The sequence below is a fragment of the Saprospira sp. CCB-QB6 genome (assembly GCF_028464065.1).
In the GTDB taxonomy this organism is placed as follows: Bacteria; Bacteroidota; Bacteroidia; order Chitinophagales; family Saprospiraceae; genus Saprospira.
The window spans coordinates 1,012,305-1,025,122 of record NZ_CP116808.1 but is presented as its reverse complement, the minus strand read 5'-3'; the positions used below and the strand labels follow the sequence as shown (position 1 = coordinate 1,025,122).

At 46.1% G+C, this 12,818-nt stretch carries 10 protein-coding genes; 4 read left to right on the top strand and 6 right to left on the bottom strand.

What is annotated here, in order from left to right; translation table 11 throughout:
* Positions 1-32 precede the first annotated feature (32 nt).
* Entirely contained in the window at positions 33-1,682 is a 1,650-nt protein-coding gene (locus PPO43_RS03885; protein ID WP_272620493.1) for an McrB family protein, read from the top strand.
* Positions 1,683-2,184: 502 nt separating this feature from the next.
* Here the strand turns inward: PPO43_RS03885 and PPO43_RS03880 are convergent.
* Positions 2,185-3,975: an ABC transporter substrate-binding protein gene (locus PPO43_RS03880; protein WP_272620492.1), complete on the bottom strand. Its 1,791-nt coding sequence runs from the start codon at positions 3,973-3,975 to the stop codon at positions 2,185-2,187.
* A 70-nt stretch (positions 3,976-4,045) separates the two neighbouring features.
* Here PPO43_RS03880 and PPO43_RS03875 point away from each other — a divergent pair, with 70 nt between their 5' ends.
* Positions 4,046-4,969 (top strand): TIGR01777 family oxidoreductase, encoded by a 924-nt coding sequence (locus tag PPO43_RS03875; RefSeq protein WP_272620491.1) that lies wholly within the window; start codon positions 4,046-4,048, stop codon positions 4,967-4,969.
* Between the two features lie 67 nt (positions 4,970-5,036).
* Here the strand turns inward: PPO43_RS03875 and PPO43_RS03870 are convergent, their stop codons facing one another.
* Positions 5,037-6,473, bottom strand: a complete 1,437-nt coding sequence (locus PPO43_RS03870; protein WP_272620490.1) for a hypothetical protein — start codon at positions 6,471-6,473, stop codon at positions 5,037-5,039.
* 330 nt (positions 6,474-6,803) lie between these two features.
* On the opposite strand from PPO43_RS03870, the gene PPO43_RS03865 reads away from it, so the two are divergent.
* Positions 6,804-7,571, top strand: coding sequence for a 7-carboxy-7-deazaguanine synthase QueE (locus tag PPO43_RS03865; RefSeq protein WP_272620489.1), 768 nt, complete (start codon positions 6,804-6,806; stop codon positions 7,569-7,571).
* Between the two features lie 1,265 nt (positions 7,572-8,836).
* Positions 8,837-9,970 carry a hypothetical protein gene (locus tag PPO43_RS03860; RefSeq protein ID WP_272620488.1) on the top strand — a complete coding sequence of 378 codons (1,134 nt, stop codon included), beginning with the start codon at positions 8,837-8,839 and terminating at the stop codon, positions 9,968-9,970.
* Between the two features lie 39 nt (positions 9,971-10,009).
* On the opposite strand, the gene PPO43_RS03855 is transcribed toward PPO43_RS03860, so the two are convergent.
* From PPO43_RS03855 to PPO43_RS03840, 4 genes are all read right to left on the bottom strand, one after another.
* Positions 10,010-10,810 carry a TraB/GumN family protein gene (locus PPO43_RS03855; RefSeq protein WP_272620487.1) on the bottom strand — a complete coding sequence of 267 codons (801 nt, stop codon included), beginning with the start codon at positions 10,808-10,810 and terminating at the stop codon, positions 10,010-10,012.
* A gap of 4 nt (positions 10,811-10,814) precedes the next feature.
* Positions 10,815-11,372, bottom strand: a complete 558-nt coding sequence (locus PPO43_RS03850) for a thioredoxin family protein (RefSeq protein ID WP_272620486.1) — start codon at positions 11,370-11,372, stop codon at positions 10,815-10,817.
* Positions 11,373-11,479: 107 nt separating this feature from the next.
* Entirely contained in the window at positions 11,480-11,962 is a 483-nt protein-coding gene (locus PPO43_RS03845) for a hypothetical protein (protein WP_272620485.1), read from the bottom strand.
* 5 nt (positions 11,963-11,967) lie between these two features.
* Positions 11,968-12,774, bottom strand: a complete 807-nt coding sequence (locus PPO43_RS03840) for a (Fe-S)-binding protein (RefSeq protein WP_272620484.1) — start codon at positions 12,772-12,774, stop codon at positions 11,968-11,970.
* Positions 12,775-12,818: the final 44 nt, after the last annotated feature.

Sequence of the window (12,818 nt, the reverse complement as noted above, 5' to 3'; positions counted from 1 at the left end):
GTTTTGGGGCCTTAACCAGAAGTTTGTCGAAGATGCCCATTTTTAGTCCTTATGCGGACTTACTCCGCAATTTACTCCCTCAATTACAGACTGAGCTTGCTGCCATAGCTGCGGCAGAAATGCCTATTTTTGCTAAGTTATTGGCCCATTGGGCCGATTTCAGAGCCTTGCCTTTATTGGAAGAGGAGGAAATGCAGCTTTTGCTTCAGCAATGGAAAAAAAGCAAGGACTGGAGTGATGAATTTGAGGACTTAGCGCCTCATTTGCAGGCAGCACATTTACATTTAGGGCTTTTATTGGCTCAGGTGCAGCCTCAATTTGCGCAAAAGCTTCAATTGCAGGGGAGTGGGCAAGGCTTATCGCTTTGGCCTATGCAGCTTTCTTTTTGGGCCGAGCAGCTTCTTCTCTATAAGCGAGATGGGAATGCTAAGGCCTTATCGGCTTCTGGGCAGTTACTAATTACCTATTTGGAGCAGCCGCTGCAACGCTTGCCCATTTTTCGACAAAAAGCTTTAGCAGATATTTTAGACACCTTTATTGGTTCAGAGGCTAAACAGACTGAACTTCTGCAGTTATTTGGAGAATTAGGGCTTTCTGCTCAGTCGCCTCAGAACTACCCTTTACTTTTGGCCCAATTGCTCTTTTTGCCTACAATCCGAGAACTCTGGGATAAGCAATATTATCAAATTAGAGCGGACAAGACAGAGGATTGGGAAGAAAGCCAATTGATTTACCATCAGGAGAAAGAGCGGCCGCTCAATCAGCTTTATTATGGTCCTTCTGCTTGTGGCAAAACTCGGGCAGCGCGTTTAGAGGCCTTGAGCATTTGTGAGGGCTTGCCTTTGGCCCAAATACAGCAGCTTTCGGCCAAAGATATAGAAGATCGTTTGGAAGAGCAGCGAGAGGCAGGTCATTTGGCTATATTGGCTTTTCATCCGAGTATGAGTTATGAGGACTTTATGGAGGGAATTAAGCCGAAAATGCAGGCTAATCAATTGACTTATGTGTTGGAAGAAGGGCTTTTTAAGCGGATAGCAAAGGCAGCTTTGGCCCAACCGCTCAAGCGTTTTGTTCTCTTTATTGATGAATTGAATCGAGCGGCAGTGGGGCAAGTATTTGGGGAGTTACTCTCTTTGTTGAGTCCAGAAAACCGTTTGGGAGGAACAGAACCTTTACATATTCAATTGCCCTACTCTAAAGAGACTTTTGCTTTGCCCAACAACCTCTACATTATAGCGACGATGAATGAGGGGGATCGCAGTTTGCACAGTTTAGATTGGGCTTTGAGAAGGCGTTTTCATGCGATTTCCTTGCGGCCACAGCCGCAGCTATTGGGCCAATGCCAAGGAATAGATTTAAATCAATTGTTGACTTCGCTTAACCAACGGATACGCTTGCATTTTTCGGCCGCGCAGGAATTGGGGCATGGCTACTTTTTGGGTATTCGACAACTGGAGGAATTGCAGCAATGTTTTGAGCAACAAATACTCCCTTTATTAGAGAGTTATGCCTATGGTCAAATAGAATTATTAGGCCCCGTTTTGGGGCAGGGCTTCATTGAACGCCGTAGATTGAGTTATCATTTACCTTTTTATGGAGAAAATAGAGAAGAAGAACGCTTTAGTTATCATTTTAAACCCTTTCCTCTTTCTATTAAAGCCTATGAAAATTTATATGAGTAGTTATTTATTGTTGTTACAAGAGTGCTAAGTAAAATACCTATAGCTAAACATTAGGTTTTATTCGCTTTGAAAACCAAAGGAGCTATCTTAAATTTGAACTGTGACCAAAGTAAATTTGGTTTTCATAGTGATAGTTTTTAGGGTTTAAGCTCTATAATAAGAGCTAAAGCATCAGGCTTGGGGGAGTTTGATGCTTTTTTTGTGTTTATAGAGCAAGCTTTACTGCTTAGGGGCCAGCCTTTGGCCTAGCGATGTGCAGCAGTGCGGCGCAGCCGCAGACCAAGGCCGTCAGGCCGCAGGGCCGAGCGAGTAGCGAGCTGCGCAACGTAGCGCCGACGAGCGCAGCGAGGCGGAGGCCCCAAAACAGCAGCGAGCTGCGCAACGACAACAAGAACTTTAGTTCGCAGTTCGACGACCGAAGGGAGTAACCGCCCACCGCAGGCCCCAAAAACAAAAAAGCCTCTTACTTAGGAAGCAGAGGCTTTGGTATGGTGTAAAATTGTTATTTCAGTTGGAAGTCGGTCACCCGATAGCCTGGGCGCAAGGGGGAAGTTTCGATATTTGAAAAGCGCTTGTGGATAGCAAAGCAGCTACTTGGCACACAGAGAAAGAGATAAGGTTGTTCTTCGTGGATAATAGCTTGGGCGCGAAAATAGAGTGCTTTACGTTTTTGGGGTTCTAGCGTTACGCGGATACTATCAATAATGCGGTCGCATTCTTCATTGCGGAAGCCTATATAATTACTTCCGTTGGTTTCGTAGGAGCTAGAGTGCCATCCTTGTTTGAGTTCATCGAGTTGGGGGCCTTGAGCCCAAGCAGAGCAGATGAGTTCAAATTCTCCATTTTTTGCTTTCATTTTAGCAACAGAGGATTTGGCGCTTTTAATTTTAATTTCGATTCCGAGGGTACGGGCTTCGCCTTGGAGTAAGAGGCCAATATTTTTACGAATTTCGTTGCCTTGATTATATAGGAACTCCAAGCTCAATTTTTCTAATTTGCCGTTAATGCGTTTATCTAGGAAGCCATCATTATTAGAATCGGTCCAGCCGGCTTCTGTTAATAATTCTTTAGCTCGGTCGAGGTCATAGCTAAAGGGTTTTAGTTGATCATTGTAGTGGTCTTTTTGGGGGTTAATTGGTCCAACGGTTTCCGTTGCTAAACCTTCAAATAGAACATCAATAATCTCTTGGCGGTTGATGATATGTGAGAGTGCTTGGCGCAGTTTTTTATCTTGTAATTTGGGGTTGCGCAAATTCATTGCGATATAATAGTAGCCAAAAACGTGGGGAGAGGAGAGCTCAAAAAGCTCTTGAAACTCCTTATCTTCCTTTAGTGCTTTAAATTTTACGGGTTTGATATTGTGCAAAACGTCAATTTCCTCATTGCGAGCGACGGTAATAGCTGTACTAGGGTCATTGACCACTTTGTGAATAATTTTGTCGGGATAAGCGACTAGCATGGGGTTTTTGGTTTGATTTCCCCACCAATCTTTTTTGCGTTCTAGGATAATATGTTGGCCGTTGCTCCATTCTACAAAGCGATAGGGGCCAGAGCCAACCACTGTTTCATTATTATACTTGGGGCTATTAAAGAGTTCTGCAAATCGTTTGAGCTCTGCATCTTTTTCCGCCGCATCAGCGTCCATTTTATTGAGTTCAGCAAGGCTCAGTTTTTTCATTAGGCCTTCGGGGTTGTAGATATACTCGGGCATAATGAGCATATCTCCAGCCGATTCTTCTGCAATAAAGTAGCGTTGTTTAGAAAAAATAGTAAACTCTTGCTCATTTTCAGGAGAGATATAAATAGAGTCTATAAATTCATAGTAAGGACGTCTGTTGCCAGATTCTACTAAGGGGTTTTTAATTGCCTTAACGGTAAATAGATAATCATAGGCTGTAACTGCTTGTCCGTTATCCCATTTGGCTTCAGGGCGAATGGTAAACTGCAGAGACATCCCTCCTGCATACGGACCTTCTTCTAGCTCTCGTACATCAGGCATTGTTAAGGCTAATTGAGGGACTAACTTGAGATCTTCTGGATGAAACTCCAACAAGCGAGAAAATATGTTGTTCTGAATATAAGTAGCCGCTGCCCCCTGAGAAGTAATCGGATTTAATCCATCGGGATCGTCTAGTTCCCAAACAGTGACCGAAGGGTCCTTCATCTTTTTACTGGCTTGGGTAGGCTCAACTTCTTGAACCGGCTCGCCTTCTTTAGGAGTAGAAGGTTGGCAACTGCCAAAACATAAACTTAGGCCAAGTAGTCCCAAGATTGTTTTTTTTCTGATATTCATAATTGGTGGTTATAGTAGTGTAGTTTGATCAAAATTGTTTACCTGAAGAGCGCTTAAAGATATAAAAATAATGAGTAGAATTTTAATAACAGGAGGTAGTGGTCTAATTGGCCAAGAACTTTGTAAGCTCCTACATCGCCAAGGTTTTGACCCCATCTTACTTAGCCGAAACCCTAGCAAAATTAAGGATTGGACGGCTTTTGAATGGGACCTCAAAAGAGGCTGGGTAGATCCTCAGCTCTTTAATCAACCCATTGATTATCTCATCCACTTAGCTGGAGCTGGTATTGCTGATGCTAGATGGACCGATAAGCGAAAGCGATTGATCGTAAAGAGCCGTAGCCAAAGCCTAGACGTATTGGCCCAAGCTTTTAGAGAAGCAGGACAAGAACTCAAAGCTTTTATTTCAGCTTCTGCGGTGGGGATTTATGGAGATCGTGGAAATGAAGTTCTAGACGAATCGTCGGCTATTCATGAAGAACGCAAAAATGATTTTTTAATCCAAAGTTGTATTGCTTGGGAAGAGGCCGCTAAGGCTTTTCATGGGCTTAGTGCAAGAATTACTCATCTCCGCATTGGTATTGTCCTCTCTACTCAAGGTGGTGCTCTTGCCAAAATGCTGCCTTCTTACCAATTTCATCTAGGGGCCTATTTTGGTTCTGGCGAGCAATATTACCCTTGGGTTCATATAGAAGACCTTTGTCGAATGTTTTTGTTTCTCCTAGAAAAAGGAAAAATGGGCGTCTATAATGGGGTTGGACCAGATCCAGTACAAAATAAAACAATGGCCCGTATTTTAGCTAAAGCCACTAATAAAAAATCACTGATTCTTCCCGCCCCAGAATTTGCCCTCCGCCTGGCTATGGGCGAAATGGCTAATGTGGTCCTCTACTCCGCTCGCGCCCTGCCCAAACGCCTAGAAGAAGAAGGCTTCCAACACCGATATAGAGACCTCCAAGCCGCCTTGGAAGATCTCCTCGAACGCAAACTATAAGCAACAAAAAAAAGGGGGATGTCGATACCGACATCCCCCTTTGCTTTTAAGCTAAATGTAGCTCCTATTATTTGCGCACCTGACTCGCATCAATGGGCAAATCAGGAGAATAAACCATGATGTCATTACAGATTCCAGAAGATAAACGCTGCGCAAACCCATTGTACTTATTGCCCTTGAAGAGCTTGTGAATCCGCACATAAGTCGCCCCAGGATTCGCACTCTTGCCCTTAGGGTCCAATTTGAAGGTAAAGGTCTTATCCCAAAGCTTACGCTCTTTCTTAGATAAATCAGAATAGTTGTCGGGCTTAAATCTAAGGGTAACTACATACTCCTTATAGCCAAACAAACTCTCCACTTCCGTGGGACCTTCCTCCACGGAAACCACCTTGATGGTTCCCGATACTTTTTCCTCATATACACAGCTCTCTCTGCGGATTTCATTGGTGACCTGCTCGCGAATAGCTTCCTTACGCGCCTCAATCGCCTCTTTTTCCTCCGCCAATTTAGCCGCCATCTCATCCCGAAGGGCTTCTTCTTTGGCCTTGATTTCCTTGCGACGCTGCTCTTCTAGTTTCTTGCGCTCTTTGGCCGCCTGCTTCTCGCGCTTAATGGCGTTTTTCTGATCCAATTCCGCCTGCTTGGCCGCCTCAGCCTTAGCCTTGGCGCGCTCTTCTTTCTCAATTGCCGCACGCAAAGAGTCTACATCAATCTCATCCGGACTCTTTTTAATCCCTTCCTTAGCCCGCATTTCAGCCTCTACTTTTTTACGCAATTCTTCATCAGAAGGCAAATTCAAGTCTACCTCAGGCTCTTCCTCCTCCTTGGGATCTTCCTCAGTGGGATCTTCCTCTTCCTTGGGATCCTCTTCTTTGGGCTCCTCTACAGGCGCAACTTCTGGCGGACGGTTACCGCTCGTTTGCGTAGCCGCCTCTTCGGCCATCGCAATTCCCTTGGCCTCATTCACCTCTTTCTCTTTTTTGTAGAGCTTTTCTGCCGCTACCTGAATCTTGTAGGCCTTGATACTATCCTGAGCCTCAAATAAATCGTTGGGAATCCCCAATGATTTATAGGTGTACTGCTCCCGACAAGTTTTGTCGCCCGTCTGCAAAAATTCCATCGCAAACTTTTGCCCCTTATGCACATAATAATGCTTAAGATACTTGGGCCCAACAGGCAAACGATCATACCCACTACGCAAGAAAAAGTCAAAGCTGTTTTCCCCAAAGTCAGCCATCAATTGCTGCCCTTTTTCCATCGGAATGAACTTGAACTTTACGCTATATTCATCATAACCCAAAGCACTTTCCGATTTAGAACGGGTCTTTTCTACTGCCGTAATTTCTGCCAAGCCCTTCAAGACCTGATATTCGCAACCTTGCACGGTCCGAACTTCTTCATTATTTTTATAGCTGGTCTTTTTGGCCGATTGCGCCCAAACCCCAGAGGCCTGAAAAAGCAATAAAAGCAAAATACTCGCTATCCATAAGGGTGATTTTTTCATGCTATTACATTTTATTATCCAAGTGAATCTAAACTAAAGTTGCGCTAAACTCCTTCTGTACGAATAGGATGCACCGCCTTCCTTTTTGGTTGTTATCTCGTCCCAAAATTACTAATTTGTAATCATTTTATCGGCTTCGATTATTTTTTTTGTTTTTTTGGGGCCTCCGCTGCGGCCTGCGCCTTGCGGCGCTACGTTTCGCAGCTCGCAAGCCTGCTCGGCCCTTCGGCCTAACGGCCTCGGTCTGCCGCTTCGCGGCACTGCTGCACATCGCTAGGCCAATTGCCCCAGCTCCGCCCTTCCTTTTCTTAGCTAAAACTTTGTCGCATCATGCCAAAAATGCCTACTCTACTCGCTGTTAGCGAATACTTTTACAGCCTTCAAGGAGAAGGCCAAACTATGGGCGTGCCCGCTATCTTCCTCCGCCTCTCTGGCTGCAACCTGATCTGCGGCGGGAAAGGTGCCGAAAAAGACGGACAACTGCATGATGGCGCCAGCTGGATCTGCGACACTATGGAGGTCTGGATGAAGGGCGAAAGCCTTCCCTTCCCTCAATTACTCCAACGCCTAGACCAAGAATTAGCCTTTAGCCAACGATTGGCCCAAGGCGTGCACTTAGTTATTACTGGGGGAGAACCTCTCCTACAAGATAAACGCATTGCCGCCTTTCTAAGCTTCTTAGAACAAGAACGACAGGGCCTCCGCCCTATCATTGAGGTAGAAACCAATGGCTGTTTTGTCCCCTCTTCTTCCTTATTAGAAAGGGTCAGCTACTGGAATTGTTCCCCAAAACTCCAAAACTCTGGCATGCCCAAGCAAAAACGCCTTGTTCCCCAAGCCCTCCAAGTCTTGGCCCAAGAAAAAGGAACCATCTTTAAGTTTGTGATTGCCCAAGCTAGCGATTTTGAAGAAATTCAACGGGATTTCTTAACGCCCGGCCTCATCAAAAAAGAACAATTGGTCCTTATGCCCGCTGCCGATAGCCTAGAAGCCCTGCTCCAACGCAATAAAATGGTGGCCGAAATCTGTATCCGAGAACAAATTAGAATGTGTAGCCGCCTACATGTCGAAATTTGGGACCAACTCACTGGGGTCTAAAATGCAATGCCCTCCCTACAAACGTTTTCCGCCCAATACAAGGCCGATCTATCCATTTGTGGATAGATCGGCCACTTTTTGGAGTTGCAACAAACTCCTTTATTTGCCCCCTAAATAACTCTAGCTAAACCCTAGTAGGGTCGGTCCAGAAAAAAAAGATAGGGCCTTAGACAACTATCCCAAGCTAATCGGAAAAATCCAAATGCCTTGGGGATTTTCCCCACGCTAATCGGAAAAATCCAAATGCCATGGGGATTTTCCCCACGCTAATCGGAAAAATCCAAACACCATGGGGATTTTCCCCAAGCTAATCGGAAAAATCCAAATGCCTTGGGGATTTTCCCCACGCTAATCGGAAAAATCCAAATGCCTTGGGGATTTTCCCCAAGCTAATCGGAAAAATCCAAATGCCTTGGGGATTTTCCCCACGCTAATCGGAAAAATCCAAATGCCTTGGGGATTTTCCCCAAGCTAATCGGAAAAATCCAAACACCATGGGGATTTTCCCCACGCTAATTGGAAAAATCCAAACACCTTGGGGATTTTCCCCACGCTAATTGGAAAAATCCAAATGCCTTGGGGATTTTCCCCAAGCTAATCGGAAAAATCCAAACACCATGGGGATTTTCCCCACGCTAATCGGAAAAATCCAAACACCATGGGGATTTTCCCCAAGCTAATCGGAAAAATCCAAACACCATGGGGATTTTCCCCAAGCTAATCGGAAAAATCCAAATGCCTTGGGGATTTTCCCCACGCTAATCGGAAAAATCCAAACGCCTTGGGGATTTTCCCCAAGCTAATCGGAAAAATCCAAACACCTTGGGGATTTTCCCCAGGCTAATTTGCCGCCTCCGATTGAGCTGGGGAAATTCCCAGAGGGGATTACTGCTTGGCCCTTGGTCCAAAACGTTTAGAGGGTCTGCCTATTCTTTTGTATTTTGGTCCTTTTCTATTTATTTTCCATTAGAGTGGGGCGGCAAGCCTCACTAAATCGCTGTTTAATAGCATTTTGCTTTTGATATTTGGTTTTAGGCAGCAGCTATTTATATCAGGCGGCTTTGCCTGCTCATGGATAGCCCTTCGCGCAGCGATGCTTCTATTTTCGCTGGGCTTTAGCCCAGTCTTTTTGGCTGAGCGATGTGCAGCAGTGGCCCGTAGGGCCAGACCGAGGCGGCATTGCCGCCGAAGGGCCGAGCAGGCTTGCGAGCCCCGAAACGTAGCGACCCGACCAACGGGAGGGGCTGCCCCAAAAATAAAACAAGATGAACAAGCAGTTATATCTATATTTTTTTGCCCTGTTGTTGTTGGGGGCTTGCAGTGAGGAAAAGGCTAAAGAATTGCCTATTTCTGCGGAGGAGCCCTTGGCAGAAACGGCCGATAGTAGCCTATATTTATCGACAGATGGGCGGGGAGCATCTTTGAGTTTGAGTAGTCGGGAGGGGGAGTTAAAAGCGGCGCCAGATTGGGCAGCAGAAAGTTTGCGGACCTACCACAAAGGCAGTAGTTTTCGGTATTTGGGGCGGATGAGCAAGGCGGAGAGTTTAATTCGGTTGGAGGGGGTAGATTATCGGGAGCCTTGGTTAGAAGTAGAGGCGGCGGATGGGCATAAGGGCTGGTTATTTGGGGGTTGTTTGAGTTTTGACAGCCTGCCGTCGGAGGATTTGCAGCGGCTTTGGTTAGATCGGCGTTTGCACTTCTTTTTTGGGGATGAGTTGGCGGGAGAGCTCAAGCAGTATCAGCGGGAGGCGGCGGCGATAGAGAGCTTGCCTGCTTTTCGGTTGGTTTATCGGAGGGGCGAAAAATTGGAGTTGGCCTTAGAGGAGCGGGTAAATGAGGCCTTGGCCTTGAGTTCGGCGGATAGTTTGGCTAATTTCTTTTGGCTCAACCATGTATTTCCGGGTTTTTTGGTCTATTTGCCTTCGCCAAAGACCGAGTACAAATTGTATCGGGATTATAAATATTGGGGGGCGCGGGCGCAGCAAAGTCCGGATAGTTTAGACGACCAATTGGTAGAACTTTTTTATGCGGCCTATCCCTTGGATAGTTTGGGCTATTCATTGGGGAGTTGGAGCATTGCCTTATTGGAAGAGGGGCGGCAATATAGTTTATTGGGTCGGGGGCAGCATTTGGCTCTTTTTGAGCGCTTAGAAGCGCTTTATCGCAGTGATTTGAATTTAGATGAGGCCTTAGCTCCTTTAAAGCAGGCCTTATTGGATGACATCTTTTTGAGTGAGCAGTATTGGTTGAGTCGGGAAGAAGTTTTGGCGGAATTGGCAGAGATCTTAGCGGCGGACTTTAGTTGTTTGCAAAAATCGGAGCGGGTAGAATTATCGGCTAGGAAAGCCATGTTGGTTAAGGGGCAGGCGGAATTTGGGGGTTTAGAAAAGTTGGAGTAGGGGCGTAAAAAAAGCGGCGCTAGGCCGCTTGGGGGGGAGTTAAAACAGAGGGCGCACTAAATAGCCTTTTTGTTTGAGGCTGCGCAATAATCCTTGGGCGCCGATCAGGTGATAAAGGCCAAGGACCATTAGGCTAGGGCCTTTATCCATTAGTTTTTGCATACGGGGCAAAATGGCTTGGTTGCGATGGAGAAGAATGACCCTTCTGCTTTTGCCAGAGACCTTTTGCTGTTGTTTTAGGAGGTAGGGTAGATTACCTTCGGCATAAGCGTTTAGGCTTTGTTGGAACTTCTTCCATTGTTTGCCTCCTTGGCAGGCGAACTTCTTGAGGGCCCAGATTTGTGGGGCTAGGGGTAAGTGTTCAAAGACCGAGAGCATCTCTTCAAAAGTCTCTAGGTTTTCGATTTGCAGTTCTTTTTCTTGGGCCAGTTGTAAAAGGTAGTGGTCTAGAGCCATGGGATAATCCTTAGCGGCCTTCCATTGGTTATAGAATTGAGGGATAAGCATAGGGCGGCTATGCGTCAATTGGTCCAGTAAAAAGGGCATACCCAATTCTTGAGCAAACAGTTTTTGGAGTTTGCGCCAGATGCTAGGCGAAACCAAATCGGAGAGTTGTTGTCCTTGGGGAAGTTGTTGGGCTAGATGCAGTTGAAGTTGTTGTTCTTCATTTAGCGTTTGGCTATCAAACTCTAGGGCAAAATAGTCTACTTCATTGAGTAGGGCGGTCAATTGGTCGAGTCCGCCAAATACTCGTTGGTCGGTACTGTGCATACTGCCCAACACAAAAGAGGGAGGCGCTTGGCCTCCCTGCTTTATTTCCCATAAAAATGCTTGATGCATAGGGTTATTTTTTCCATTTAATACCACAGCCGGCGCTAGGATATTGTGTTTCGCTAACGCTTTGTTTAGCGAGTACAGCATCTAGGGCGGCTCTTAAATCTGCGCCAGTTAAGGGCGTTCCGCTATTGGGGCGAGAGTCATCTAGACGGCCACGGTAGGCTAATTTTCCAGCGGCGTCAAAAAGATAGAAATCGGGCGTGCAAGCGGCATCATAGGCTTTGGCTACGCTTTGGTCCTCATCATAGAGGTAGGGAAAGTCCCAGCCTTCTTCTTGGGCCAGTTCCTTCATCTTTTCGGGAGAGTCATCTGGATAATTCTCTACATCATTGGAGCTAATTGCGATAAAGCTAATTCCTTTGGCTTGATAGTCTTGGGCTAGGCGTTTGAGCTCAGGCAAGACATGGATCACATAAGGGCAATGATTACAGATAAAGAAAACTAGGGTTCCTTGATCAGATTGGAGTTCGGCAAGGCTTTTCGTTTGGCCTGAAACGGTATCGGGCAGGTTGAAAGCTGGGGCCGAAGTGCCTAGGGGCAGCATATTGGAGGGCGTAAGTGCCATAATTCTTTTTTTGTGAAGGGAGCGGGCTCCGCTTCGGTTTTCAATGTTCTTCTCTCTTAAAAGAGGAGGAGGCTGCATTTGTTTAGGGGATAAGGATTAAACAAATCCTAAACAAAGTTTTTGTGCCAGCTCTCTTCTAGGGGGAGTTCCCATTTGCTTTCCAATTCGGCTTTGGTTTGGACCAAGTTATTAAAAACGGGGCTATCCGATTTGATTTTGCCTTCAGCAAAAGCCTGGGCAAAATCGGTAGAGGGAAGCCCTTCAATTTGGCCCGCTTCATTGCGGTAGAGAAAGAACATCCGTTCAAAAAGGTCTTGGCCAGTAGCTTGGCCCATCTCCTTCATAAAGGCAACGGACTTATCGATAGAGCAACCGCTGGCATCTGCTTGATCTTCGTCGACCATTAGGACCACAAAGTAATTGTGTAGGATACCGCCCCAAGCTTTGAGTTGTCTTTGGTGGCTCAACCAAGAGTTGGCAAAGGCTTGTAATTTGGGGTTCCATTCGCTTTGTTCTTCTTGGGTAAAGGGGCGTTGGCCTTGGTAAATCCAAACTCGGCTATGGGGAGGGAAGGCATCAAAATTGGCCATGATAGTTACAGTTTATTGGCTTCTACAATCATTTCAGAAAGGTCGAGGACCATAATAGGCGTTTGGCGCTTATCATTTTCTGCTTTGAGACCATCTTGAAGCATCGTAATACAGAAGGGGCAGTTAGCGGTGACATAGTCGGCTCCTGTGGCAATGACTTCTTCTGCTCGTTCCATATTGATCCGCTTGTCGCCAGGTTCATTTTCTTTAAACATCTGGGCGCCGCCTGCTCCGCAGCAAAGGCCTTTAGAGCGAGAGCGCTGCATTTCGGTCAACTGGCCATCAATTTTCTCTAGGATAGCTCTAGGTGCTTCATAGATATCATTGGCGCGGCCTAGGTAGCAAGAGTCGTGGTAAGTTAGGGTTTTGCCTGCAAAGCTACCGCCTTCTACGGTTAATTTACCTTCGGCCAATAGGTTTTGGATCAGTTGGGTATGGTGCAAAACCTCTACGCCTTCTAGGCCCAAAACGGGGTACTCATTTTTAAGAATATTGAAGCAGTGTGGACAGGTAGTCACGATCTTCTTCACATTATACATCTTGAGTGTTTCGATATTCTGCATAGCTTGCATCTGAAAGATGAACTCGTTTCCAGCTCGGCGAGCGGGATCTCCGGTACAACTTTCTTCTTTGCCTAGGATGGCAAACTCCACGCCTGCAGCCGAAAGCAATTTGCTAAAGGCCACGGTTACTTTTTTGGCTCTATCGTCAAAGCTGCCTGCGCAACCTACCCAAAAAAGGACTTCAGGCTCTTGGCCCGCAGCGGCCATATCGGCCAAGATGGGAATATGTAGTTTCTTTTTAGTAGACATTTATCATTGATATTTGGTGGTTCTGATTTTTGCTTTGCCTATTT

What these genes read in the sequence shown, in the direction of transcription:
- PPO43_RS03885 (WP_272620493.1), top strand. Translation starts at nt 33, where the DNA reads ATGCCCATTTTTAGTCCTTATGCGGACTTACTCCGCAATTTACTCCCT.
- PPO43_RS03880 (WP_272620492.1), bottom strand. Translation starts at nt 3,975, where the DNA reads ATGAATATCAGAAAAAAAACAATCTTGGGACTACTTGGCCTAAGTTTA.
- PPO43_RS03875 (WP_272620491.1), top strand. Translation starts at nt 4,046, where the DNA reads ATGAGTAGAATTTTAATAACAGGAGGTAGTGGTCTAATTGGCCAAGAA.
- PPO43_RS03870 (WP_272620490.1), bottom strand. Translation starts at nt 6,473, where the DNA reads ATGAAAAAATCACCCTTATGGATAGCGAGTATTTTGCTTTTATTGCTT.
- PPO43_RS03865 (WP_272620489.1), top strand. Translation starts at nt 6,804, where the DNA reads ATGCCAAAAATGCCTACTCTACTCGCTGTTAGCGAATACTTTTACAGC.
- PPO43_RS03860 (WP_272620488.1), top strand. Translation starts at nt 8,837, where the DNA reads ATGAACAAGCAGTTATATCTATATTTTTTTGCCCTGTTGTTGTTGGGG.
- PPO43_RS03855 (WP_272620487.1), bottom strand. Translation starts at nt 10,810, where the DNA reads ATGCATCAAGCATTTTTATGGGAAATAAAGCAGGGAGGCCAAGCGCCT.
- PPO43_RS03850 (WP_272620486.1), bottom strand. Translation starts at nt 11,372, where the DNA reads ATGGCACTTACGCCCTCCAATATGCTGCCCCTAGGCACTTCGGCCCCA.
- PPO43_RS03845 (WP_272620485.1), bottom strand. Translation starts at nt 11,962, where the DNA reads ATGGCCAATTTTGATGCCTTCCCTCCCCATAGCCGAGTTTGGATTTAC.
- PPO43_RS03840 (WP_272620484.1), bottom strand. Translation starts at nt 12,774, where the DNA reads ATGTCTACTAAAAAGAAACTACATATTCCCATCTTGGCCGATATGGCC.